The following is a 25,013-nucleotide window of genomic DNA, read 5'->3' on the forward strand; positions in this document are numbered from 1 at the left end:
TCAGTGCTCGATACCGAGCTCCCGCAGACCGTTCCAGTACTGCTCGACATTGCCGAGCTTGACGTCCTCGTAGCCGCGGACGACATCGGGCAGTCCGGCCGCCTCGGTGGCGGTGTCATAGGTGTCGGCGCTCAGCGTGACCGCGAAGTGCCGCACCATCTCGGTGTAGTGGGACAGCAACTCCCGCTCCACCTTTCGCACGTGGGCGTAGCCGAACGGATCCAGCGGGGTGCCGCGCAGCTTCTTGCCCTTGGCGAGCAGCTTCAGCGCCACATGCGATTTCGGTCCGAGGCCGATCTTCTTCTTGCGGCCGAGGGCACGCAGCACCGGCGGATGCAGCTTGTAGGTGAGGTTCTCGCCGCCGGGCACCTGCGCGGCCACCTGGTCGAGGAAGGCCGGATCCACCAGCAGGCGGGCGACCTCGTACTCGTCCTTGTAGGCGGTGAACTTGTGCAGTCCGCGCGCCACGGCCGCGCTGAAGTCGGTGCGCTCGGTGACGGTCCGCTCGGCGTTCCAGACGAACTGCACCGTCTCGATGTAGCGCCGGGCGACCTTCGCGCTCTGGTAGCCGATGAGTTCGGCGGCGCGCAGCTCCACCAGTCGCCGGACCTCGCCGTCGAAGGTGGTGCCCGCCAGCAGTTCCGCGGGCGCCTCGACCCGGACCCGCTGCGGCTGCGCCGATCCGACGGCCGCGGCGAAGGCGGCGGGATCGGCGATGGCGACCCGGCCCCAGCGGAAGGCCGCGATATTGGCGGCCACGGCGACGCCGTTGATGCCGACGGCCTCCTCGATGGCCGCCGCGGGCAGCCGCAGGCCGCCGGACTGGAAGGCCGCGCCCACCATCAGGAAGTTGGCCGCCGCGGTATTGCCGAACAGCTGCTCCGCCGCCGCGAGCGCATCGAAGTGCTCGAGCGAATTCGTGACTGTGGCAAGGCGATCCAGCAGCGACCGGGTGGGCGGGTAGGCCACGTTCTTGTCGTAGACCATATCGCCGGTGGGCGTCTGGCTGGTCGAGGCGATGGCGATGGTGCTCGCCGCATTGCCGTACTGCAGGTTCTTCGGATCGGTGGCGGTCAGCAGATCGATGGCCACGATGCAGTCCGCATTACCCGGGGTGAGCCGGTTGGACGGCTCCAGCTCGGTCGCCGAGAACCGCAGGTGGGAGACCACCGGACCGGCCTTCTGGCTCAGGCCGATCTGATCCAGGCTCTCCACCTCGTATCCGGCGCGCAGCGCGGCGGTGGCCAGCACCTGATTGACGGTCACGATGCCGGTGCCGCCGATACCGGCGATCAGCACGTTCTGCGTGCCCTGCGGCGCGCCCAGACCCGGATCGGCCACCGTGGGCGGCTCGGCGGTCTTGCGCTTGGCACTCTTGCGGCCCTTCTTGTCCGGCGTGACCTCGACCGTCACGAACGACGGGCAGTCGCCGTCCAGGCAGCTGTAATCGGTATTGCAGGAGGTCTGATCGATGCGGGTCTTGCGCCCGAACTCGGTCTCGACCGGTTGCACCGACAGGCAATTCGACTTCACGCCGCAGTCGCCGCAGCCCTCGCACACGGCCTCGTTGATGATCACCCGGGTATTGCGGGTGGGCAGTGTGCCCCGTTTGCGCTGGCGCCGTGCGTCCGCCGCGCAGTGCTGGTCGTAGATGAGCACGGTCACGCCCGGGATCTCGCGCAGCAGTCGCTGCGCCTCGTCGAGCCGGTCGCGATGCCACAGCAGCGTGCCCTTGGCGAGGGCTTTCTTATTGTGCCGCTTGGGTTCGTCGGCGCAGACGATGATCTGCTTGACGCCCTCGATGGCGAGTTTCCGCGTGATCTGCTCGACCGAGAGGATGCCCACCGCGTCCTGTGCGCCGGTCATGGCGACGACCTCGTTGTAGAGCAGCTTGAAGGTGATGTTCACCCCCGCGGCCACGCACGCCTGCACGGCCAGCTGACCCGAGTGGAAGAAGGTGCCGTCGCCGATGTTCTGGAACAGGTGCGGCACATCGGTGAACGGCGCCTGCCCGATCCACTGACTGCCCTCGCCGCCCATCTGGGTCAAGCCGGTGACCGCACTGTCCTCGCGCCCGGACATGGTGACCAGGGTGTGGCAGCCGATGCCGCCACCGCCGATGGAGCCCTCGGGCAGTGCGGTGGAGCGGTTGTGCGGACAGCCGCTGCAGAAGTAGGCGGTGCGCTTGGTGGACAGCACCTCCAGCGAAAGCGGCGGCGGCGCGGCCTTTTTCAGCTCGACGCGGTCGCGCAGCACGCGGCGCAGCGGGCCCAGCAGGCGGCCCGGGGTGAGTTCGCCGTCGAAGGGCATGAGCAGCGCGCCGCGCTCGTCGTGCTTGCCGAGGATGCGCGGGGCGTTCTCGGTGCCGTAGAGGATTTCGCGGATCTGGGTCTCGATGAAGGCGGTCTTGTCCTCCACCACGATGAGCTGCTCCAGGCCCCGGGCGAATTCGGTGACCTTGTGTGCCCCAACGGGATACGGCATCCCGATGCGCAGCAGCCGGATGCCCGCGCGGTGCAGCGCCGCATCGTCGACGCCGAGGTCGAGCAGGGCCTGGCGCACCGAGTCGAAGGTGGTGCCGGTGGCCGCGATACCGACCTTGGCGTCGGCCGGATTCACCTCGATGACATCGAGATCATTTGCCGCACCGAAGGATCGGACCATCTCCCAGCGCGGCCCGTACAGGTCGGCCTCGGCCAGCACGCTGTCGGTGGGCGCGGCCATGGGCCGCTGCCGGTAGGCGAAGGGCTTGCCCTCCCACACCACCTCGGGCACCGTGAGCGGCAGGTCCGCGACCGAGGCGTCCACCGTCCACGCGCCGTCGGCGACATCGGCGACGATCTTCATGGCCACCACGCAGCCCGACGCCCGCGACAGCGCCACACCGGCCATGCCCATGGTGATGATCTCTTCGGCATTGCGCGGGAACAGCACGGGAATGCCCATGGCCGCCAAGGACCGCTCGCTCACCGCGGGCACCGTGGAGGATTTCGAGGCCGGATCGTCGCCGACCAGCAGCAGCACGCCACCGCGCGGATTGACGCCGTACATATTGGCGTGCCGCAGCGCATCGGTCGCGCGGTCCACGCCGGGGCCCTTGCCGTACCAGACGCCGACGACGCCGTCATGGGTCGGCTTTCCGGCGGGCAGATCCGCCTGGCTGCCCCACACCGAGGTGGCGGCGAGCTCCTCATTGAGACCGGGAACGAAGGTGATGTCGTGTTCGGCCAGCACATTCGGCATGCCGAGCAGCATCTTGTCGACGCCGCCGAGCGGGCTGCCCTGGTATCCGGAGACGAAGGTCGCCACCCGGCGACCGGCGCGAATATCTCTGACGTGCTGTTCGACCAGCAATCGGGCAATGGCCTGCACGCCCGTGAGAAGGACCGGACCCGCGCCGGAGCGATAGCGGTCGGCGAGGTCGTACGGTGCGGTTGTCTCGGCCTGCGGTAGGGATGACGGGCAGGCAACGCTGGTCATGGACAGTCACCACACTTTCCACAGCCCAGATCGTGAGCTGCAAACGAAGGGACTTGCAATCGGTGCAGCGAAATCTGCCGGGATGTGTGTTTTGTGTCAATAGCCGCCCGGAAAGTTGATCAGACTGCTCAAAAGTGATCTGGAGCACTCCGGGTAATGAGTCAATCTGCTCGGTGGTGGGTGTCCCCGGTCACATCATGCGGATTCCGGATTGTTCGTCAGATGTTCGACCAATGGCAGCGAGCGGTATTCGATCGGCGTCGCCAGGGCCAGCATGGTCTCGGTGTGCCGCACGCCCGGGACCGCGTGCACCCGCTGAATGATGCCCAGCAGATCCTGCTGGGTCTGCGCGGCGATGCGTACCAGCAGGTCGGATCGGCCCGTGGTGGCGTGCACCTCGAGCACATGGGGAAACGCCCGCAGCGCGTCGACAATCTCGTCGATCTTGTTCTGATCCAGTTCCACGCCGAGGAACGCGTGCACCGCGAACCCGACGGCCTGCAGATCGATGGCCGGCGGATAGCCCCGCACCACCCCCGCCGACTCCAGCCGCTTCATGCGCGCCTGCACCGTATTGCGGGCGATGCCCAAGCGCGCCGCCAACTCCAGGATCGGCGTGCGCGGATCGGCCGCCAGTTCCTGCAGCAGCGCGGCATCCAGATTGTCGATCTTGACGGCCACACCGCATTTTCGCACGACACCCTGCAAGGGCCACCGCATATCGCTGATCCGGGCGCGTGCTCAGGCGGCGCGCTGGGCCCGGTCGATTCCGTTCACGAGGACGGCCAGGAGAACGGCGGCGAGCAGCAGCAGCGCACAGGCGGCCCACAGCGCCGGTCCGCTGCCGGTCGAGAACCCGCCCCAGAACGCGACCCACCCGCCGAGCCAGGCGATCCACCAGGCTCCGGTGAGCACGGCCGCCCCACCCGAACCGCCCGGCCGGGTCAGCTGATGAACGGCCACGCCGGGGAGGAACAGATTGACCATGGGAACGATCCAGCCCGCGATCACCCACGAACGCCCGAGACGGGGAAAGCCCGGGTGCAACGCCTCGGCATTGCGATGCGCGCGCAACTGCCAGCAGAGGAGAGTGATGGCCGCGATCGGCACGGTGATCAGGAGCGCCGCGAAGCCGAGCAGGGTGGGCACGGCCCAGGCATCGAGGGCCGCATCGTAATCAGGCGAGTCTTTCGACAGGCCCTCCAGGCGCTCGTAATTCGCCGCGCCGGAGGCGATGATCACCGGACCGAGCAGCACCGGGAACAGCAATACCGAGGCCATCGGGCCGAGGTAGCGGCCCACGACAATGGTTTCCGGATGCGCCCGGCCGTATTGCCCCGGTGCCGCCGGATAGGGCTGCGGGGCCGGGATATCCGGAATCGCTCGTCCGGTCTGCCACCCGGTGACGCGGGACAGCACCGTCCGCACGGCGAAGGCCGACACCGCGGCGGCGGCGAACGCCGCAGTGAAGAGCGCCACCGCTACTCCGGCGCGCCCTGGATCCTCGGACCACCCGTACCGCACGGCCAGGCTCGCGATTGATCCGATGCACCACAGGAGCACCGACAGAAACCAGCTCGCCCACCACAGCACCACGAGCGGCGTGGTGGAATTCGCGGGCAACCGCGCCGAATTCGGCGCGGTGCCGGGATCGCTGGCGCGTTGCACATCGTCGAGCACAATGGGCGGGGCGAACCAGTTCACGATCGGCAGGAAGCCCGCGAACACCCAGCCCCGGGACAGGCGATGCGGTGCGCCGCACAGCAGTTCCGCATTCGCCCGCGCCCGGTACAACCAGATCACGAGCAGGATGCCGAATACGGCCTGCATGGCGAGCAGTGGCGCCGTGGACCAGTTCAGCCAGGGCACGGCGGCATTGAACGACGATACGAACGCGCGTTCGCCGATCCGGCCCGCTTCGTAGTCGCTGAGCAGCAGCCAGATTCGCGCGAAGCCGATCACCCAGAGCACCAGGATGCCGGCGACCGCGAACGCCGCCACGGACAGCGCGAGGGTCAGCCCGCGCAGGGGCCGCAGTGCGGACTGCGGCGGCGTGCGCTCGGTGTAGGGATCGGAATCGTAATAGGTGGCCATCGGCCATCACCCCCAGCGACTTTCAGCTTCTCGCCCAGGCAGGCTATCGTGCGGCTGACCGGTGCGGAACCTGATTCGCTCTCACCCGAAACGGCCGGCGTGCCCTTGTGATCCCGGGACTATCCGACGGTGATTCGCTGCGCGCTATGGTCGCCCGGTCCGGCGCAGTAGAATTCGTTGATGACCGCCACCGCCGATTCGGCTACGGCACTGCGCGAGCGGATTCTCGGTGTCGCCTACGAGTTGTACACCCGCCGTGGCGTGCGCGCCGTCGCGCTGGCCGAGATCGCCGACCGGGCCGGAGTCGCGGAAGCTGTACTGCGTCGGCATTTCGCCACGGTCGACGACTTGGTCCTGGCCGTTCTCGACCGCAGGGAGCGGTTGTGGACCTTCGGCTTGATCGAGGAGCAGTCACGGTGTCGCGGCGCCACCCCCGAGGACCAGCTGCTGGCCATCTTCGATGTATTCGACGAGTGGTTCGCCGCAGACGATTTCGACGCGTGCACCTTCATCAATGTGCTGCTGGAAATGGGTGCGGACCACCCGCTGGGGCGGGCCGGAATCGAGTATCTGCAACACATTCGGGATATCGTGCGGGCCCGCGCCGAACGCGCCGGGCTGTGCGATGTCGACAACTTCTCCCGATCGTGGCACATCCTGATGAAGGGCTCGATCATTGCCGCGGCCGAGGGCGATCGGCCGGCCGCGCGCCGGGCGCAGCGGATGGCGCGGCTGCTGATCGAGATGCACCGTCCGCGTGGTGAATCTCCGGAAGCCGGGGACGGATTCGACCCGCGGCACAATGGCGCGAGCCCCGATCCATTGCGCCCTGACGGCGTCCGGGGCTAGCCGGTCGGCCGCTGGCCGCGAGCCTGTTCGACCCGTTCGGCGTAGCGGACGAGCAGGTCGGCCGGATCGGCGGGCGGGGCCTGACGGCGCCAGATGGCGCGGAACTTGCGGGTGAGCACCGCATCGGCGAGCGGGATTTCGACCAGGGCGCCGGTGCGCAGGTCCGGTTCGGCGATCAGCCCGCTGAGAATGGCGGGCGCCAGGCCGCCGCGGGCGGTAGCTAGAATCGCTGCGGCCGAACCGAGTTCGGCGGCGGGCGGCGCCGGTTCGGTCGTCGCCGCCAGGATCTCCCAGACGGTATCGCGCGTGCCCGAGCCGGATTCGCGCCAGAGCAGGGGAGTGCCCGCCAGTTCGCGCACCGTCACCGGCGTGCGGTGCCGGGCCCACGGATGCCCGCGCCCGACCACGACCACCAGATCGTCGGCGCCCAGCACGCGGCTGCCCAGTTCGGCCGGTGGATGGGGCCCTTCGACGAATCCGAGGTCGGCCTCCGCCGCCCGGACCCAGCCCTCGACCTGCCGGGAATTGCCGACCTCCAGCGCCACCGACACCTCGGGCCGGGCCTCGCGCAGCGCCGCCAGCCACTGCGACATGCGATGGTCGGCAATGGTCTTCGAAGCGGCGATGCGCAGCCGGGGCCGATCGGCCTCGCGCAGCGCGCTCACGCCCGCGGTGAAGGCGTGCGCCGCCGCCAGCAGCGGCCGGGCGTGCTCGACCACGATCCGCCCCTGCTCGGTGAGCCTGGATCCGGTCGGCCCGCGCTCCAGCAGCCGCACCCGCAGCCGCCGCTCCAGCGCACTGATCCGCATGCTCGCGGCCGGTTGGGTGATCCCGTGCCGCCGTGCCGCCGCCCCCAGACTCCCCAGCTCCGCCACCGAGACGAGCAGGTCGAGCACCTCCAGATCAGGTGTTCCCGGCGGCAGAGTCATAAGGATCGATTATGGGGTGCTCGGCATTCGATGGCTACCGGACCTGCTCGGTGACGGCAAGGCTCGAGATCGTGCACCGGCGCGCGGCCGGTCGGCCGTGGCGGCGGGGCAGTGAACCACGAGGAGAGATCATGACTTTCGTCATCGGAGCGGACTGCGTCGACGTCCTGGACCGCGCCTGCATCGAGGAATGCCCCCTCGACTGCATCTACGTCGGCGACCGAATGGCCTATATCCAGCCCGAGGCCTGCGTGGACTGCGGCGCCTGCGAGCCGGCCTGCCCGGTGGAGGCCATCTACTTCGAGGACGATGTGCCCGCCGACCAGGAGGTATTCATCCGAGAGAACGCCCGCTTCTTCGACGAGCCGCTGCCCGGTCGCGACGAACCGCTCGGTGATCCGGGCGGGACGCTCAAAGTCGGCGTGCTGGGTGTCGACACCCCGTTCGTGGCGCGGTACGGGCGGTAGCTGCGGACCCCCGCACAACTGGAAAGGCCCCGGTCCGTATGGACCGGGGCCTTTCGTAGGGTGGCTGACGGGACTCGAACCCGCGACAGCCAGGATCACAACCTGGTGCTCTACCAACTGAACTACAGCCACCATTGCCGGGCGTTTCCGGCGCGGTAGATCGTATCGCGATCCGACTCTCAGAACCTAATCGGCTGGTTAGGCGGTATTTCCGGTCTGATTCCCGGTGGTGGGCGCGGGCTGGCGGGCGGTGCTGCCGAGTTCGGCTGCGACGGCCGCGATCTCCGCGGTGGAGGGGCCGGGGGCGGGGACGAAGGCGGTGCGGCGGTAGTACTGGAGTTCGCGGATGGACTCCTGGATATCGGCGAGGGCGCGGTGGGCCAGGCCCTTCTCCGGCTGGCCGAAGTAGATGCGCGGATACCAGCGGCGGCACAGCTCCTTGATGGAGCTGACGTCGATCATGCGGTAGTGCAGGTGGGCGTCCAGGGTGGGCATATCGCGGGCGATGAAGCCGCGGTCGGTGGCGATCGAATTGCCGGCCAGGGGCACCGTGCGCGGGGTGGGCACGTACTCCTTGATGTACTCCAGAATCTGCTGCTCGGCCTGGTCGAGCGTCACGGTGGAGCGGCGGACCTCCTCGGTGAGCCCGGACCGGGCATGCATCTCCGTCACCACCGGGGGCATGGCGGCGAGCGCGGCGTCATCGGCGTGGATCACGATGTCCACGCCGTCGCCGAGGATATTGAGGTCACTGTCGGTCACGAGCGCGGCCACCTCGATCAGCTTGTCGCTGTCCAGGCGTAGGCCGGTCATCTCGCAATCCATCCACACCACGAATTTGTCGGACACTCGGCAAAGGGTAGTCGTTTTGGTCCCCTCGTCCGGGTCACCCGGCCGCGTTGAGCGTGGGTTGGGGGTTGACCGGGGATTATGGTTGCTGCATATCCGCGCGATCGATAGCGGTCGGTTTGTTGGCAGGGCAGTTCTCTCGAGCAGTCGCAGTTGGCAGAGCAGACGGAGGAAGCGCGATGACCACCCCGCAGGAGAAGGCAGCGGCGGCCCGCAAGGCCGCGGAGGAGGCCGCGCGGATCGCGGCGGAGGCGGCCGCGGCCGCCGAAGCGGCGGAGAAGGAGGCGGCCGCACAGGAAGCGGCGGACAAGGCCGCCGCCGAATCCAAGGCCGCGGCCGATGCGGCGGCCGAGAAGCCGAAGGCTGATACGGCTGCGAGTGGCGGCGCGCAGGCCGGCGCGGCGGGCGGTGATGCGGCCGCGGCGCAGCAGATCGCGGCGGGGTACGCCTTCGAGGGGCTGGCGCTGGAACTGGGCACCGTCATGGTGGACGGGCGGGTGCATCCGGATGCGCGGGTGCGGATTCCGATGAAGACCATGAACCGGCACGGGCTGGTGGCGGGTGCGACCGGTACCGGTAAGACGAAGACCGTGCAGGGGATCGCCGAACAGCTCTCGGCGGCGGGGGTGCCGGTGGTGCTGGCCGATATCAAGGGCGATCTGTCCGGGCTGGCCATGCCGGGGCAGTCGAACGACAAGATCCTCACGCGCGCACAGGAAACCGGGGACGCGGACTGGGCGCCGAGTGGATTCCCGTGCGAATTCGTCTCATTGGGCACCGAGGGCATCGGGGTGCCCATCCGGGCCACGATCACCGCGTTCGGGCCGATTCTCCTCTCGAAGGTGCTGGGGCTCAACGAGACTCAGGAGTCCACACTCGGCCTGATCTTCCACTGGTCGGATCAGAACGGCTTCCCGCTGCTGGATCTGAAGGATCTGCGCGCGGTCATCCAATTCCTCACCAGCCCCGAGGGCAAGGAGGATCTGAAGGGCATCGGCGGCGTCTCGGCGACCACGGCGGGCGTCATCCTGCGCGCCCTGGTCAACCTCGAGGCCGACGGCGGCGACACCTTCTTCGGTGAGCCGGAACTGGATCCGGCCGACCTCATCCGCACCGTGGGTGGCCAGGGCGTGATCACCCTCTTCGAGCTGGGCGCCCAAGCGGCCCGCCCGCAGATGTTCTCGACCTTCCTGATGTGGGTGCTCGCCGATCTCTTCCAGACCCTCCCCGAGATCGGCGATATGGACAAGCCCAAGCTGGTCTTCATCTTCGACGAGGCCCACCTCCTGTTCAACGGCGCCTCCAAAGCCTTCCTGGACCAGGTCGAGCAAACCGTGAAACTCATCCGCTCCAAAGGCGTGGGCGTCTTCTTCTGCACCCAGCTGCCCACCGACATCCCCAATTCCGTTCTCTCCCAATTGGGCGCCCGCATCCAGCACGCCCTGCGCGCGTTCACCCCCGAAGACCAGAAGGCCCTCTCCAAAACCGTCCGCACCTACCCCAAAACCGCCACCTACGACCTCGAAAAAGCCCTCACCTCCCTGGGCATCGGCGAAGCCATAGTCACCGTCCTCTCCGAGAAAGGCGCCCCCACCCCCGTGGCCTGGGCCCGCATGCAACCCCCGCGCTCCCTCATGGACACCATCGGCGACGACGGAATCCGCTCCCGCGCACAGCAATCCCCGCTCTACGCCAAATACGGCCAAACCATCGACGCCGACTCCGCCTACGAAATCCTGGCCGAGAAGATGGCCGCCGCCGCCAAACAGGCCGAAGCCGAAGCCGAAGCAGCGCCCCCCACCCGCTCCTCCCGCTCCAAACAGGCCCCCGTAGACGAATCCATGGCCGAAAAAATCGTCAACAACCCGGCTTTCAAGAACCTCCTCCGCTCCGCCGCCACCGTCGCCGGCCGCGAAATCAGCCGCAGCATCTTCGGCACCCGCAAGCGCTGAACCGAAACGACATCGACCGGGAACTGGTGGCGGCAAATCCCGAGTAGCCCCCGCCACCAGTTCCCGGTCGACGTCATTTCAAATCGAGATGCGGGTCTTCGGCCCAGGTATGGTGTGGAGCGCCCCTCCAGATAGTGCCCGATCCTGAGCCGCTGCGTGTGGTGCATGTCGAGGCTGTCGAGTTCGGCCGGGGCGACGAACCGTAGTTCGGTGGACTCGGCGGAGATGGCCAGGTCGCCGCCCGGGAGTGCTCACAGGCCGCTGTCAGCGCGCCTCTGCAGCAGGATTCGGCCTCGGTCGTCGCACACCACGGCGGACGCCGCGACAACAAGACTGTTGGGCTCAGGTGCGGCTGGGTCGTCGTAGAATTCGGTGCGCGCCATCGACTTACCTTTCCACCGGTCGGGCTGTTCGCCAGACCGCGTCGAAACTCTCGGCATAGGTGTCGAACAGGCCGCCGTCGAGAGTGCGGCGTAGATGCCGGACGGGTGCGCCGTATGCGTTCACTCCCCACATGTGAGCATTCACCAGCATCTGGTCGTCAGCGCGATAAGTGCTGTTGTAAAGCGTCGTGTCGTGGGTCCGCAGCTCGATGCCCGACGTCCCGCACAGCGGTTGGTAATGCATCAGAGCAAGACGGCACCGGGATTCGATGCCATGCCCGAACTTCTCTTCCCTGCCGCGCTGCCCGACATTGGCGCTGTCGGCGTCACCGACAGCGATCCGTATCGAGCAGCCCGCCTCGGCCCTTTCCTTCAGTAGATCATTCAGCCGTGGATACGCCTCGTGGAGAAATACCGCCGCGTAGACCAGAACGTCGATATGGTCACATGCCGCCGCGAACAGATTGACGAACGCCGGCGCGGAATCCGGCCGAGATTGACCCAGCGTTCAACCGATTTCGGGTCTACGCCGATCGCCTCTGCCAGGCCGGCATGGGTCCACCCGTGGGCCGCCATGGCGGCCCGCAACCGCTCATTCGACCTAGGGACGTTCTACACCCAGACAACGACCTGCCGCGCCGGCTGGTGCGCGTGGACTTCGGAAACGGGCCGCAGCACCCGGCTGTCTGCTATACCGCCCCCGCAGACGTGATCGTGAGATTCGCTGCGGCAATGGAACCAGGACTACGTGATCAGGGTGGAAACGCTCGAGCCGGATGAGAACGTGCCCGAGTTCCCAACGTGGCGGCTGTTCGCGAGGGAGGAATGAGCACTGCCCGGGCGGAAGCAACGTTTCTATGCACTGAATTGCATAGTACGTATCGTCTCAGTTACCCTGGCGGCATGGCCCTCGAACATGCGCTCCTGGTATCGCTGACCGAACGCGCCAGTTCGGGGTACGACCTGGCGCGCCGGTTCGACAAGTCCATCGGCTTCTTCTGGAACGCCACCCACCAGCAGATCTATCGCGTGCTCAAGCGCATGGAGGAGCAGGGGTGGGTGACGGCCGAGGCCGTGGCGCAGGAGGGCCGGCCCGACAAGAAGGTGTACACGGTCAGCGAGGCCGGGCGGGAGGAGCTCACCCGCTGGATCGCCGAGCCCATCGATATCGCGCCCATGCGCAATGAACTCGGTGTGAAGCTGCGCGCCGCCTCGCTCGGTGACGTGCCCGCACTGTGCGCGGAGGTGAAGCGGCATCGCGATCAGCACGCGCACCGCCTCGAGCTGTACCGCACCTTCGAGAAGAAGGACTACCCCGCGCCGGATCAGCTCACCGGCCGGAGACTGCACCAGTACCTCGTCCTGCGCGGCGGCATCCGCGTAGAGGAGGGGTTCATCGACTGGTGTGACGAAGTACTAGACGCCCTGCAGCGGGACACAGCCCGGTCCCAGGCGTCCGACCCGAAAGGCACTCGGCAATGAGCGCTTACCCGCATCTCTTCGAACCCCTGGACCTGGGATTCACCACACTGCGCAATCGCGTGGTCATGGGTTCCATGCACACCGGCCTCGAGGATCGGGCCTGGCACATCAACCGCCTTGCCGCCTACTTCGCCGAGCGCGCCAAAGGCGGTGTGGGCCTGATCATCACCGGCGGCTACGCCCCCAACCGCACCGGCTGGCTGATGCCCTTCGGCGCCAAGCTCACCAATAAGACCGAGGCCTACCGGCACCGCGCCATCACCAAGGCGGTGCACGCCGAGGGCGGCAAGATCGCGCTGCAGATCCTGCACGCGGGCCGTTATTCCTATATGCCCGGCAGTGTTTCGGCGTCGGCGATCAAGGCCCCGATCAATCCGCTCAAGCCCCGCGCCCTGTCCGCCAAGGGCGTCGAGCAAACCATCGACGACTATGCCCGCTGCGCCTACCTGGCCAAGTTCGCCGGCTACGACGGCGTCGAGATCATGGGCGGCGAAGGCTATTTCATCAACCAGTTCCTGGCGCCGCGCACCAACAAGCGCAAGGACAAGTGGGGCGGCACCGCCGAGAACCGCCGCCGCATCGCCGGTGAGATCGTCCGCCGCGTCCGCAAGGCCGTCGGCCCCGACTTCATCATCGTCTTCCGGCTGTCCATGGCCGATTTCGTGGAGGACGGCCAGACCTGGGACGAGATCGAAGCCGTGGCAAAGGATGTGGAGGCCGCCGGCGCCACCATCATCAATACCGATATCGGCTGGCACGAGGCCCGCGTCCCCACCATCGTCACCTCGGTCCCCCGCGCCGCGTTCGTGGAGTGGACCGCGAAGGTCAAGGACGTGGTGAGCATTCCGGTCTGCGCCTCCAACCGCATCAATATGCCCGAGACCGCCGAGGAGATCCTCACCCGCGGCGACTCCGACCTCATCTCCCTGGCCCGCCCCCTGCTCGCCGATCCCGACTGGGTCCGCAAGGCGCAGGAAGCGCGCAATGACGAGATCAATACCTGCATCGCCTGCAACCAGGCCTGCCTGGATCACGCCTTCCAGATGAAAACCGTGTCCTGCCTGCTGAATCCGCGCGCCGGCCACGAAACCGAACTCCGGCTGCTGCCCACCCGCCGCACCAAGAAGGTCGCCGTGGTCGGCGCGGGCCCCGCCGGCCTGTCCGCCGCGGTGAGCCTGGCCCAGCGCGGCCACGTCGTGGACCTCTTCGAAGCCGACGACAAGATCGGCGGCCAGTTCGACATCGCCCGCCGCATCCCCGGCAAGGAAGAGTTCAGCGAGACCGTCCGCTACTTCACCCGCCAGATCGAACTCACCGGCGTCCGTTTGCATCTCGGCACCCGCGCCACCGCCCAGCAGCTCATCGACGGCCGCTACGACGAGGTCATCCTGGCCACCGGCGTGAAACCGCGCATCCCCAATATCCCCGGCATCGACCACCCGAAAGTACTCACCTACGCCGAGCTGGTGCGCGACGGCAAGCCGGTCGGCAAGAAGGTCGCGGTCATCGGCGCCGGCGGCATCGGCTTCGATGTCAGCGAATTCCTCACCGTCGAAGGCCATCCCAGTCTCAAGCTCGACGAGTGGAAGGAAGAGTGGGGCGTCTCCGACGATCCGAATGCCCGCGGCTTCCTGACCGCGCCCAAGCCTTCCCCCGCCGCTCGTGAAGTCGTTCTGCTGCAACGCAAGTCGTCGTCCTTCGGCAAGGATCTGGGCAAGACCAGCGGCTGGGTGCACCGTGCCGCGGTCAAGGCCAAGGGTGTGGAGCAGATCGGCGGCGTCAACTACGAGCGCATCGATGACAAGGGCCTGCACATCAGCTTCGGCGAGAAGCGCCAGCGGCCCACCGTCATCGAATGCGACAACGTCATCCTGTGCGCCGGGCAGGAATCGGTGCGGGACCTGGAAGAACCCCTGAAGGCCGCGGGCGTCAAGATCCACCTCATCGGCGGCGCCGACCTGGCCGCCGAACTGGACGCCAAGCGCGCCATCAACCAGGGCACCCGCCTGGCGGCGGCCATCTGATGCCGAACCTGACCCGCCTCGGCCTGCCCGGAGACGAGCAGGCCTGGGCGGCACTGGGATTCACGGTCACCGACGGCGAGATCCGGATCGGCCAGGTCACCTGCACGCTGGGCGTCGCGGCCTGGGGCTTCGACGAAGTGCACGCCGATCCGGCCGCGCTGGGTGTGCCCGCACTGCTGTCGGATGCCTCGGCCGACACGGCCGCCTCGCATCCGAATGGCGTGACCCACGTCGATCACATCGTCTACTGGGCGCCCGATCTCGATGAAGCGGTCACGAATCTCACCGCGGTGCTCGGTATTCCGCCGCGCCGCCGCTTCTTCCCGCGCGGTCCCGAAGGCCCGGAGATGGCCTTCTACCGGGTGGGCGAGCCCTTCATCGAGGCGGTCGGCTCGGGCCTGCCGCCCGCACTGGTCGGCGTCGCCTTCATGACCCCCGATCTGGACGCCGCCGTCGCGGCCGTCCGGGCGCAGGGCGGGCCCATCGGCGATCCCAAACCGGCCGTCCAGGGCGGTCGCATCGCCAGCGTGTGGCGCGGGCACGCCAACTGGGGCATCGCCTTCATGGAACCCGAACCCCGCGGCTGACCCCGCCCCAGTAGGCTCGCTCATCGTGAGCTTGCCTGCACCCACCGCTGAGAACCGTGCCGTCGTCACCGGAGCCTCCTCCGGGATCGGAACCGCCCTCGCCGAAGAGCTCGCCTCGCGCGGCTATTCGCTCATCCTCGTGGCCCGCCGCGAGGATCTGATGAACCAGCTCGCCGAGAAGCTGACCGCCAAATACGGGATCACCGCCGAGGTCCGCGCGGTCGATCTGTCGAATCGGGAGCAGCGCGCGCCGCTGGCCGAGGAGCTGGCCAAGCGCGATATCGCGATTCTGTGCAACAACGCGGGCGTGGCCACCTTCGGTTCCCTCGCCAAGCTCGATCTGGGCTACGAGCGCGACATCATGGAGCTCAATGCGGTCGCGGTGCACGATCTGACTCTCGCGGTGCTGCCCAGCATGATCGAGCGGCGCAGCGGCGGGATTCTCATCACCGGGTCGGCGGCGGGCAATATGCCGATTCCGAACAATACGACCTATGCGGCGTCGAAGGCGTTCACCAATACCTTCGCCGAATCGCTGCGCGGGGAGATGAAGGAGCACGGCGTGCACGTCACGCTGCTGGCGCCCGGCCCGGTGCGCACCGACAATCCGGATCAGGAAGAGGTCGGGAACAAGATCCCGGAGTTCATCTGGGTCACCGCCGCGCACACCGCCAAGATCACCATCGATGCGCTGGCCCGGAACAAGATGCGCGTGGTTCCCGGCCTGATCAGCAAGGGTATGAGCCTGGCCGGGCAGTTCGGGCCGCGCTCCATCACCTCGGTCGTCGCCGGCGCCGCCTACAAGAAGCTGGGCAGCTGACCGGCTGAGCGGTCAAGGATCCGTCAAGATCGGGTACTCGCTCGTCAAGGGCGTGTAGCCAGGTGTTTCCGGAATCCCGGGACAGGCGTACTCCTGACAATGGCCCCGCATACCGAACGGCGGGGGCGACTCAGGAGACATCGTGACGCTGCTCGACATATTCCCGTCGCTGCGGTCGGGGGGCATGCTTCCTCGGCTGGATCCGGCGGTCTGGCCGCGTGAAACGCACTACGACGCCGACGGTCGCATTACCGTCGGCGGCGTGGCGCTCGCCGATATCGCCGATCAGTACGGCACGCCCACCTATGTGCTCGACGAGAGCGAGGTGCGGGCGCGCTGCCAGGCGTATCGGAAGGGGTTCCCGGATGCCGAGGTCATCTACGCGGGCAAGGCGCTGCTGACCCGGGCCGTGGCCGAATGGATCACCGACGAGGGGCTCTCGCTGGATGTGTGCTCGGCCGGTGAGCTGGCCGTCGCGCTCTCGTCGTGGGTGGATCCGCAGCGAATCGTATTGCACGGCAATGGGAAACCCTTCGCCGAGTTGGAGACGGCCATCAATTGCGGTGTCGGCCGCATCGTCGTCGACTCGCTCACCGAGATCACACTGCTCTCCGCGCTGGCCACCCACCCGCAGCAGGTGATGCTGCGGGTGACGCCCGATATCGACGTGCACGGTCATCCGGCGGTGCGCACCGGTGTCACCGATCAGAAGTTCGGCTTCCCCATCGGCGGTCACGCGCTCACCGAGGCGGTGGAACGCGTTATGCGGCAACCGAATCTGGATCTCGTCGGCCTGCACTGCCATATCGGGTCGCAGATCCACGACACCTTCCCCTACGGCGAGGCCGTGCGCCGCATGGTCGGCGAAATGGCGCGCATCCGTGACGAATACGACCTCACCCTGAAGGAACTCGACCTCGGCGGCGGCCACGCGGTCGCCTACCGCAGCGGCGATGCGGAAATGAACCTCCCCGAACTCGCCGACATCATCGAGGACGCCCTCGACGCCGCCTGCCAGCGGCACGGCTACCCCCGCCCGCACATCTCCATCGAACCCGGCCGCGCCATCGTGGCCCGCGCCGGCATCACCCTCTACCGGGTGCTGTCCATCAAACAGGTCGAAGGCGGCCACACCTACGTCACCGTGGACGGCGGCATGGGCGACAACTCCCGCGTCGCCCTCTACGGCGCCCGCTACGACGCCGTCGTGGCCAACCGCCACCCCACCGGCCCGATGATGACCGCCACCATCGCCGGCCGCTACTGCGAAGCCGGCGACATCCTCGCCACCGACGTCCGCCTCCCCGTCGACCTCCGCCCCGGCGAAGTCCTGGCCATGCCCTGCACCGGCGCCTACCACCACTCCCTGGCCTCCTCCTACAACGGCGTCGGCCGCCCGCCCATCATCGCCGTCCGCGACGGCGACTGCCGCGAACTCATCCGCCGCGAGACGATCGACGACCTCCTCAGCCGCGACGTCGGCCGCTGAGGAGTTCGTGCCGCAACATCACGACCTGGTTGTCGAATGTGCGTGATTCGACCAGGCGCAACTCCCGGCGCGGTTTCAGGTCGGCGAGAACCGGCCTGCCGCCGCCGAGCAGGACGGGGTGGACGAAGATCCGGTACTCGTCGATAAGGCCGAGCCCGGTGAGCGTCGACGCCATATCCGAGCCGCCGAAGATGATCAGCGTCTTGTCCTCCCCGTCCTTGATCGCCGCGAGCTCCTCCGGACTGTTCACCACGCGGGTGTTCCAGTCGGCCGACCGCAGCGTCCGTGACATGACGACCTTCGGCTTGGCCCGCCACATCGGCGCGAACTCCAGATCGTGTGAATGATCGGAAATCTCCTCGGCCCTGGGCCAGTACGACGACATCATGTCCCACACGACCCTCCCGTACAGAAACCCATCCGCCTGCTCCGCGGCTTCGCGGCTGTATCCACTCAGTTCGGGATCCATGATCGGCCAGTCGAACTCGCCGTTCGGCCCTTCGATGAAGCCGTCCAGCGACTGGTTGATGAAATGGATGATCTTTCCCATGTGTTGCCCTCGCATCATCGGTGTGTCGAAATCGCTTTGCGGACACACACTCGTCAAGCCGGCTGACACCGAACTGACACACCCCTGACACCGCGTAAGGTGAGGTCCCGTGGAGTCGGACAGCAGGCTGGAGGACTTACGGTCGGCACTCTCATGCGTTTTCGAGAAGCTCGACGCCGAGAGCCTCACCGAGCCCGACCGGGTCGAGTTGGTAGCGCGCGCCGAGGTGGTTCAGGACCGGATCGACGCGATCCAGGACGCCATCGACGACGAGGAGCACCCACGCACGCGGACCACGCCCGCACCGAAGCCTTCGGGCGATCGGCTGTTCTGAGGCGGCGCTGAACCGCACGGTCCGCGGCTGCTGTGTTCGGCGAGGTCGCGGCGGCCAGCACGAGAAAGAGGCATGACCGTGCGCTTCCTGAGTGACAGCAGAGGGCCGTAATACTGTTCGGATGAGGTGGATTCGCGACTACTACGCGGATGAGGGTATCTGGCTCATGATCGAACTCGATGATGATGGCTGGCCGAACCGACAAGTCGAACTTCGAGGTGCTGATGGTGAGCCCATCACGGCCGCGTCGCTTGCGGAGGTGATGTACGCCCGCGACCACGGGGGAATCGCTGAAGTTCAGGCGTACGAGCGTGAATATGGCGTTCTCGCGGAGGGTAGCGCCGACGATTGGGACGTCGAGGCGAGTGCCCTCGACCAAATGTCGGCCGAGGAATTCGAAGCGGTCTGGACGGTCGCTCGTCAAGCAATCGAACAGCGGCCACCCACCGGTAAGAGCAGATTTCCCTAGCGACAGGCCGCTCGCTCGTCGGCATGTGCGTGCGTGTCGACCGAATCTCGATTTGAAACACTGTCGACCGGGAACTGGTGGCGCGGCCCTCTCGGGCTTCGCCGCCACCAGTTCCCGGTTGATGTCGTTTCACATGCCGGAGGATGGCGGCGCCTTCGGGTGGCGCATCCAGGGGGCGCTCATCGTGCTGCTCGCACCGCCAAAGCGGCCGCGACCAGCGCAATCGCGCCCTCTGCGAGACCGGCGGCCGCGAACGCGTGCGCGGCTGACAGGGTGGTGGTCCCGGCCAGGCTCAGGAACAAGGAACCGAAACTCGCGATCCCGACGACCACGCCCAGTTGGGTGCCGGTCACGAGGATCCCGCTCGCGTCCGCGGCCAGTGCGGTCGGGACGCGGGTGGTGGCGCGGGCGACGAGCGGTCCGAAGCAGAGGCTGAATCCGGCGCCCATGATGGCGAAGACCGCCAGTTCCAGGGCGCCCGGCTCGCTGCCGTCGCGTAGCAACAGACCCATGGCGGTCAAGGCGGCGGCGGCCAGCACCAGTCCGGTGGGGACCACGGCCGCGTGGAATCGGGTGGGGATGCGCTGCCAATTCAGGCTGCACAGGGCGAAGGCGATTCCGTTGGGGAGGAACAGCAGTCCGGCGTGCAGGGCGCTGTAGCCGAGTGTGCTCTGCAGGTGGATGGCCATGACGAACAGGGAGCCGCCGACGGTGCACATGACCAGGAACAGCGTGATGGCGCTGAGGACGAGGCCCGGGGCACGTAGGACGCGATCGGCGAACAGCGGTTCCCCGCCGCGCCGGTGCACCTGGCGCTCGACGAGCGCGAAGCCTGCGAATCCCACTGCGGCGGCGACCATTGCGAGCAGCGACCACAGCGGCCAGTCCTGCTCGTGGCCGAGCACGAGCGGCACCACCAGCAGCAGAACCGACGATGTCAGGACGGCGAGCCCGGGCAGGTCCAGCTTGCGGTCCACCCGCGTTGTGAGGGGCAGCAGTCGCGGTGCCACGATCAGCAGCAAGACTCCGATGGGAACGTTCACCAGAAACACTGCACGCCAACCGGTTCCGAAGAGATCTGCGCTGACGATGAGCCCTCCGAGGATCTGGCCCGCGACCATCGCACCCGATGTCACCGCCGCGTAGGCCGAAATCGCCCGCGCCCGTGTGGTTCCGGCGAAGGCGCGCTGAATGATCGTCATCACCTGCGGTACCATGGCGGCCGACCCGATGCCTTGCAGGAATCGGAACACGATGAGCGCCGGTGCATTCCACGCCAGCCCGCAGGCCAGCGAGGCCACCGTGAAGATCGTCAGACCCGCCACGAACATGGTCCGCTGCCCGAGCCGATCACCCAGCCGCGCCCCGGTCACCAGCAGCACCGCATAGGCGATCACATACCCCGAGACGATCAACTGCAATTCCGAACCTGTTGTCCCCAAGGAGATCCGGATCGCGGGCATAGCCACATTGACGATCGACGTATCCAGCACCGACACGAACTGCCCGCACAGGATGACCGCGAGCACCACCCAGGCTCGCCGCTCTCCAGGGCCCGCTCCGTCGCGGGCCGAATCCTCCGCCTTGCCGGTCGCACTCGAACTGCCCGTGACGGCCCCGCGTGCCGATCGAGCCGGATCATGGGTTCTGTCATCGGAATAGAGAAGGGGTCCCGCTGCGTCCGGTGCTGTGCCGGTCGCGCGTCGTGTTGCGGTGGGCGGCTTCTCCACCGCGCTGAGCAGACGGTCGGCGCCGCGGGGATGGCGGCGTATCACGGTCGGTACCGAACGGCCGGGTCCGTCAGCCGGGTGAGCTCGGCCGGTCGCCGGGTGATCGGTCGCGCGGGTCGGGAGTTTCGTCATGCAGATGAGGTTGTTCCGGGCCCGGCTCGGCAGGTAGGAGTCCGTTTATACGGGTATTGGCAGCACCTGGATACGGGTGCCGGCGCCCGGCAGGATGGTGGCGTGAACTCAGTGCGCAGCGACCGAAGCTCGGCGGGCATCGAGCGTGACCCCGACCCCCGCGTGGCTGTCGGCGACCTCACGCCGCAGCGCCCGGCGGCGGTGCCGAGCGGGCGGCCGGCGGGCGGACCCCGGCGGGCCCGCAAGGCGCAGCGGGAGGAGTTGTCGGCCTTCCTGAAATCGCGGCGGGCGCGGATCACGCCGGCCGATGTCGGGCTGCCCGCCGGGTCGAGGCGGCGCACCCCCGGCTTGCGCCGCGAGGAGGTGGCGCAGCTCGCCGGGGTGGGGGTCACCTGGTACACGTGGCTGGAGCAGGGGCGGGATATCAATGTGAGTGTGCAGGTGCTGGACGCTGTTTCGCGCACGCTCTGCCTGGACGGCGCGGAGCGAGCGCATCTGTATCAGCTGGCGAATGTGCCGACGGTGCCCAGTCCGCAGGCGGATGGTCCGGTGCCGCCGGAGCTGCAGGTGATTCTCGATCACCTGCAGCCCTTGCCGGCGGCGCTGCTCAATGCTCGGTATGACCTGATGGCGCACAACGCGTCCTATGCCGCGATGTATCCCGGTTTCGTCCGCGCGCATCGAAATGTGCTGCGGCACGTGTTCCTGACGCCGGAGTGCTGCAATCCGTATCCGGCCGGTCATCCGGAGCATCTGGCGCGCATGGTCGGGTACCTGCGGGCGGCGTATGCCAAGCATCTGCAGGATCCGGAGTGGACCTCGTTCGTGGACGATCTCTGCGCGGACAGCGCGGAATTCGCGGCCATGTGGGCGCGCAATGATGTGGCGACGCCGGTGGGGCGCACCAGGGTGATCCGCAATCTCGCCATCGGGGAGCTGGAGATGGTGCTGACATCCATGTCGCTGCCGTCCATTGCCGGGGCGTGGGTGCAGGTGTGGACGCCGGAGAACGCGGCCGGGTGGGAGCGGCTGCACGGGCTGCTGGGCATGTCGGAGACCCAGCGGCGGCAACCGTGGGAGGAGCATTGGCGGCGCGAACACGGGTGGACGGGCGATTCATTGGCCGGACCGGATTCGGTCGCATAGTCTGCGCAGCATGACGGAGGTTCCGGGTCGGGCGACCATCGGGCAGGCCACGGGACGCGGGCAGGTCCTCGCGTGGGGGCTGTGGGATTGGGGGTCGGCCGCTTTCCAGGCGGTCACGCTGACCTTCGTCTTCTCGGTGTATCTCACCGACAAGGTGGGCGACGATCTGCCGGGCGGCACCTCCGCGAGCGCCTGGCTGGGCTGGGCGCTCGGCATTTCCGGCCTGCTGGTGGCCATCACCGCCCCGGTGAGCGGGCAGTGGTTCGACGCCACCGCGCGCCGCAAACTGTCGCTGGGCATCCTGACCGCCCTGACCGTGCTGAGCATGGCGGGGCTGTTCTTCGTCCGCGACGACTACCACTACCTGTGGCTGGGCCTGGTGCTGCTGGCGCTCGGCGCGACCTTCTTCGAGCTGTCCAATGTGCCGTACTTCGCCATGCTGCGGCAGGTGTCCACGCCGCGGACCGTGGGCCGGACCTCCGGATTCGGCTGGGCCATGGGCTATTTCGGCGGCATCTTCCTGCTGCTCATCTGCTATTTCGGATTCATCAGCGGGGACGGCGATTTCCGCGGCCTGCTGGGCGTGCCCACCGATGAGGGCCTGAATATCCGCCTGGTCGCGGTGCTGGCGGCGGTGTGGTTCGCGGCCTTCGCGCTGCCGGTATTCTTCGCGGTGCCCGAATTGCCGCGCACCGACGCCGATCCGGGCGCGGCCGTACAGCTCGAGACCGGGCCGAAGCGGCATTGGCTGCTCGCCTGGTTCCACGCGGTGGGGGATTCCTATCGCGTGCTGTTCCGCGATATCCGCGAGCTGTGGCGCACCGATCGCCGCACGGTCGGATTCCTCTTCGCCAGCGCCATCTTCCGCGACGGCCTGGCCGGAGTCTTCACCTTCGGCGCGGTGCTCGCGGTCCGGGTGTACGACATCGCCGACTCCGATGTGCTGCTCTACGGCGTGGCCGCGAATGTCGTTGCCGCGCTGGGTGCTTTGATCGCGGGCCGGTTCGACGACCGGATCGGGCCCAAACCGGTGATCGTGTTCTCGCTGGCCGCCATCATCGCCTGCGGCCTGGCGCTGCTGGTGGTCTCCGGCGCCCTCATGTTCTGGATCTTCGGCCTGATCCTGGCCGTATTCGTCGGCCCCGCACAGGCTTCGGCCCGCTCGTTCCTGGCCCGCATCGCCCCGCCCGGTCGCGAGGGGCAGCTCTTCGGGCTCTACACCACCACCGGCCGCGCCGTATCCTTCATGGCTCCCAGCCTTTTCGGGCTGTTCGTCTGGGCGACCGGCGAGGACCGCTACGGCATCATCGGCCTGGTGCTGGTGCTCGCCATTGGCTTGGCGGCGCTGATTCCCCTGCGCGCCAATGATTTGCAGGGGCGCTGATCACGGCTTCCAGGCGCCCATGCCGAGGGCGATGAGCCGGACCTGGAGCACCGCCCGGTCGATGATGCGCGGGCGCTCCCGCGCATCGGTGACGACGTAGTCGGCAATGCGATCGGCCACCGTCGAGACGATGAGATCGGCGGCCAGCTCCAGATCATCGGGCGACCAGGTGTCCAGGGCCCGGATCCGCGACAGGTCGACCACGAGTTCGCGCACGATGAGCTGCATTTCGACGGCAATGGCCCCGCGCAGCGGCGCGGAGCCGCCGTGCCGTTCGCGAATCAGGAAGCCCCACAGGTCCCGCCGCTGGTCGACCTGCTCGAACACGAAGCGCACGGTCTCGGCCAGCCGGGCATTCGGGGTGCGGCGCATTTCCCGCAGCGCCAAGCGGAGTTGACGGACGCCCTCCTCGACCAGCGTGGTGCCGAGCTCGTCGAGGGAGGTGAAGTGCCGGTAGAACGCGGTCGGCACGATGCCCGCGGAGCGGGCGATCTCGCGCAGGCTCAGCGCCGCGAAGCCCCGGTCGGCGGCCAGCGCGAGGGTGCCGTCCAGCAGGGCCGCGCGGGTGCGCTCCTTGCGCTCGACTCGGGTTGCCGCCTGCTCGCTCATTTCGATGAGCATACATCCGTTCACATTCGTTCCATTCGAGAGATGTCGTGTGGGTCACACGAACTGCCGGTTGAAGTGGAAGGCCTTCAGCGGGCACACTAACTCAGTGTACAGATGTGCACCGAAAAACTTGGGTGTCGGTGACAACCACCCGACACGACAGGAGGCCCGCATGGTTGGACTCATCGACCTCGTGGAGAAACTGACCACCCCGCATCCGCTGGATCGCTACCTGGAGCTGGTGCGCCCCACCCTCACGCTGCGCCAGATGCGCGCGGAGATCACCCATGTGCGGCGCAGCGCGGTCGGCTCGGTCACCCTGACGCTGCGGCCGACCCGGCAGTGGACCGGGCACCTGGCCGGCCAGTACGTGCAGATCGGCGTGGTCATCGACGGGATCCGCCATACCCGCTGCTATTCGCCGGTGAACGCGCAGGCTCGCCGGGACCGGCACATCGAGCTCACCATCAAGGCGCATCCGCAGGGCCTGGTGTCGAACTACCTGCACGCGAACGCCATCCCCGGCATGGTCGTGGATCTGGCGCCCGCGTCCGGCGTCTTCCACCTGCCCGAGGAGCGACCCGACCGGATCGTCCTCATCAGCGGCGGCAGCGGCATCACCCCGGTGCTGTCCATGCTGCGCACCCTGGCCACCGAGCGGTATCAGGGCCGGGTGCTGTTCCTGCATTACAACCGTTCTCCGGAATGGGTGCCGCATCGCACCGAGCTCGAGGCGATCGCCATGCAGCACACCAATTTCCGGATCGAATTCCGGTACCCGGAGCTGCAGCGCGATCCGCATTTCGGCTACGACGAGCTGGAGCAGCTCGCGCCCTGGTTCCACCTCGCCCAGACCTACCTGTGCGGGCCGCCCGGACTGATGAAGGCCGTGCGCACGGTCTACGAGGCCGAGCAGCTCGCCGACCGCCTGCACTCGGAGGAGTTCACCCTCGCCGCCGCCCCGGCCGATCCGGCCACCGCGGAAGGCACGATCAGCTTTTCCGGCAGCGGCAAGTCCCTCGAGAACACCGGCGCGAGCCTGCTCGAGCAGGCCGAGGCCGCCGGTCTCAGCCCGGCCTACGGCTGCCGCATGGGCATCTGCTTCACCTGCACCGCGGTCAAGAAGTCCGGCTGCACCCGCAATCTGCGCACCGGCGAACTCGACGCCGATCCCGACCAGCCCATCCAGCTCTGCATCAACGCCCCCGTCGGGGACGTGGATCTCGCTATCTGACCGACATCAGCCATCCGAAA

The 25,013-nt window shown here is 67.7% G+C and carries 22 protein-coding genes and 1 tRNA gene; 13 read left to right on the forward strand and 10 right to left on the reverse strand.

Translation table 11 applies throughout. From position 1 onward, the window contains the following. The 3 genes from ACYQ5L_RS08675 to ACYQ5L_RS08685 all read right to left on the reverse strand — a co-directional run bounded on the left by ACYQ5L_RS08675 (window position 1) and on the right by ACYQ5L_RS08685 (window position 5,574). A complete protein-coding gene (locus ACYQ5L_RS08675; RefSeq protein WP_459956875.1) occupies window positions 1-3,480 on the reverse strand; it encodes an indolepyruvate ferredoxin oxidoreductase family protein in 3,480 nt (1,159 codons plus the stop codon). 195 nt (window positions 3,481-3,675) lie between these two features. Beyond that, a complete protein-coding gene (locus ACYQ5L_RS08680) occupies window positions 3,676-4,161 on the reverse strand; it encodes an Lrp/AsnC family transcriptional regulator (protein ID WP_459956876.1) in 486 nt (161 codons plus the stop codon). A 60-nt stretch (window positions 4,162-4,221) separates the two neighbouring features. Further along, on the reverse strand, window positions 4,222-5,574 hold the full coding sequence (locus ACYQ5L_RS08685) for a DUF4328 domain-containing protein (RefSeq protein ID WP_459956877.1): 1,353 nt from the start codon (window positions 5,572-5,574) through the stop codon (window positions 4,222-4,224). A gap of 180 nt (window positions 5,575-5,754) precedes the next feature. On the opposite strand from ACYQ5L_RS08685, the gene ACYQ5L_RS08690 reads away from it, so the two are divergent. Then, window positions 5,755-6,423 (forward strand): TetR/AcrR family transcriptional regulator, encoded by a 669-nt coding sequence (locus ACYQ5L_RS08690; protein ID WP_459956878.1) that lies wholly within the window; start codon window positions 5,755-5,757, stop codon window positions 6,421-6,423. Here ACYQ5L_RS08690 and ACYQ5L_RS08695 read toward each other — a convergent pair. Beyond that, window positions 6,420-7,352 (reverse strand): LysR substrate-binding domain-containing protein, encoded by a 933-nt coding sequence (locus tag ACYQ5L_RS08695; protein ID WP_459956879.1) that lies wholly within the window; start codon window positions 7,350-7,352, stop codon window positions 6,420-6,422. The two genes, ACYQ5L_RS08690 and ACYQ5L_RS08695, sit on opposite strands and share 4 nt — an antisense overlap. Window positions 7,353-7,483: 131 nt before the next feature. Here ACYQ5L_RS08695 and fdxA point away from each other — a divergent pair, with 131 nt between their 5' ends. After that, window positions 7,484-7,819 carry a ferredoxin gene (gene fdxA, locus ACYQ5L_RS08700; protein ID WP_459956880.1) on the forward strand — a complete coding sequence of 112 codons (336 nt, stop codon included), beginning with the start codon at window positions 7,484-7,486 and terminating at the stop codon, window positions 7,817-7,819. A 59-nt stretch (window positions 7,820-7,878) separates the two neighbouring features. Here fdxA and ACYQ5L_RS08705 read toward each other — a convergent pair. Next, a tRNA-His gene (locus ACYQ5L_RS08705) sits at window positions 7,879-7,951 on the reverse strand. 66 nt (window positions 7,952-8,017) lie between these two features. Further along, entirely contained in the window at window positions 8,018-8,668 is a 651-nt protein-coding gene (gene orn, locus ACYQ5L_RS08710) for an oligoribonuclease (protein WP_459956881.1), read from the reverse strand. A gap of 179 nt (window positions 8,669-8,847) precedes the next feature. On the opposite strand from orn, the gene ACYQ5L_RS08715 reads away from it, so the two are divergent. Continuing rightward, window positions 8,848-10,620, forward strand: a complete 1,773-nt coding sequence (locus ACYQ5L_RS08715; protein ID WP_459956882.1) for a helicase HerA-like domain-containing protein — start codon at window positions 8,848-8,850, stop codon at window positions 10,618-10,620. A gap of 387 nt (window positions 10,621-11,007) precedes the next feature. Here the strand turns inward: ACYQ5L_RS08715 and ACYQ5L_RS08720 are convergent, their stop codons facing one another. After that, window positions 11,008-11,247 carry a hypothetical protein gene (locus tag ACYQ5L_RS08720; protein ID WP_459956883.1) on the reverse strand — a complete coding sequence of 80 codons (240 nt, stop codon included), beginning with the start codon at window positions 11,245-11,247 and terminating at the stop codon, window positions 11,008-11,010. A gap of 659 nt (window positions 11,248-11,906) precedes the next feature. Between ACYQ5L_RS08720 and ACYQ5L_RS08725 the strand changes: the two genes are divergently transcribed. The 5 genes from ACYQ5L_RS08725 to lysA all read left to right on the forward strand — a co-directional run bounded on the left by ACYQ5L_RS08725 (window position 11,907) and on the right by lysA (window position 17,405). After that, window positions 11,907-12,485, forward strand: a complete 579-nt coding sequence (locus tag ACYQ5L_RS08725; RefSeq protein WP_459956884.1) for a PadR family transcriptional regulator — start codon at window positions 11,907-11,909, stop codon at window positions 12,483-12,485. Then, window positions 12,482-14,509, forward strand: coding sequence for an oxidoreductase (locus ACYQ5L_RS08730; protein ID WP_459956885.1), 2,028 nt, complete (start codon window positions 12,482-12,484; stop codon window positions 14,507-14,509). Before ACYQ5L_RS08725 ends, ACYQ5L_RS08730 begins: the two co-directional genes overlap by 4 nt. Then, complete coding sequence (locus ACYQ5L_RS08735; RefSeq protein WP_459956886.1) at window positions 14,509-15,096, forward strand: VOC family protein; 588 nt, start codon at window positions 14,509-14,511, stop codon at window positions 15,094-15,096. The genes ACYQ5L_RS08730 and ACYQ5L_RS08735 overlap by 1 nt, the downstream gene beginning before the upstream one ends. A gap of 25 nt (window positions 15,097-15,121) precedes the next feature. Beyond that, complete coding sequence (gene cmrA, locus ACYQ5L_RS08740) at window positions 15,122-15,916, forward strand: mycolate reductase (protein WP_459956887.1); 795 nt, start codon at window positions 15,122-15,124, stop codon at window positions 15,914-15,916. 142 nt (window positions 15,917-16,058) lie between these two features. Further along, window positions 16,059-17,405 (forward strand): diaminopimelate decarboxylase, encoded by a 1,347-nt coding sequence (lysA, locus tag ACYQ5L_RS08745; protein WP_459956888.1) that lies wholly within the window; start codon window positions 16,059-16,061, stop codon window positions 17,403-17,405. Here the strand turns inward: lysA and ACYQ5L_RS08750 are convergent. Then, complete coding sequence (locus ACYQ5L_RS08750; protein ID WP_459956889.1) at window positions 17,383-18,024, reverse strand: dihydrofolate reductase family protein; 642 nt, start codon at window positions 18,022-18,024, stop codon at window positions 17,383-17,385. The genes lysA and ACYQ5L_RS08750 overlap by 23 nt on opposite strands. A 40-nt stretch (window positions 18,025-18,064) precedes the next feature. On the opposite strand from ACYQ5L_RS08750, the gene ACYQ5L_RS08755 reads away from it, so the two are divergent. Continuing rightward, entirely contained in the window at window positions 18,065-18,289 is a 225-nt protein-coding gene (locus ACYQ5L_RS08755) for a hypothetical protein (protein WP_459956890.1), read from the forward strand. Between the two features lie 166 nt (window positions 18,290-18,455). After that, window positions 18,456-18,758 (forward strand): hypothetical protein, encoded by a 303-nt coding sequence (locus ACYQ5L_RS08760; RefSeq protein ID WP_459956891.1) that lies wholly within the window; start codon window positions 18,456-18,458, stop codon window positions 18,756-18,758. Window positions 18,759-18,937: 179 nt separating this feature from the next. Here the strand turns inward: ACYQ5L_RS08760 and ACYQ5L_RS08765 are convergent, their stop codons facing one another. Then, window positions 18,938-20,290, reverse strand: a complete 1,353-nt coding sequence (locus ACYQ5L_RS08765) for an MFS transporter (RefSeq protein WP_459956892.1) — start codon at window positions 20,288-20,290, stop codon at window positions 18,938-18,940. A 432-nt stretch (window positions 20,291-20,722) separates the two neighbouring features. On the opposite strand from ACYQ5L_RS08765, the gene ACYQ5L_RS08770 reads away from it, so the two are divergent. Beyond that, window positions 20,723-21,766: a helix-turn-helix transcriptional regulator gene (locus tag ACYQ5L_RS08770; protein WP_459956893.1), complete on the forward strand. Its 1,044-nt coding sequence runs from the start codon at window positions 20,723-20,725 to the stop codon at window positions 21,764-21,766. Between the two features lie 10 nt (window positions 21,767-21,776). Further along, window positions 21,777-23,150 carry an MFS transporter gene (locus ACYQ5L_RS08775; RefSeq protein WP_459956894.1) on the forward strand — a complete coding sequence of 458 codons (1,374 nt, stop codon included), beginning with the start codon at window positions 21,777-21,779 and terminating at the stop codon, window positions 23,148-23,150. On the opposite strand, the gene ACYQ5L_RS08780 is transcribed toward ACYQ5L_RS08775, so the two are convergent. Next, on the reverse strand, window positions 23,151-23,759 hold the full coding sequence (locus tag ACYQ5L_RS08780) for a TetR family transcriptional regulator (RefSeq protein ID WP_379203442.1): 609 nt from the start codon (window positions 23,757-23,759) through the stop codon (window positions 23,151-23,153). 172 nt (window positions 23,760-23,931) lie between these two features. On the opposite strand from ACYQ5L_RS08780, the gene ACYQ5L_RS08785 reads away from it, so the two are divergent. Continuing rightward, window positions 23,932-24,993 (forward strand): ferredoxin reductase, encoded by a 1,062-nt coding sequence (locus tag ACYQ5L_RS08785; RefSeq protein ID WP_459956895.1) that lies wholly within the window; start codon window positions 23,932-23,934, stop codon window positions 24,991-24,993. Window positions 24,994-25,013: the final 20 nt, after the last annotated feature.

The organism is Nocardia sp. IFM 10818 (assembly GCF_054655275.1).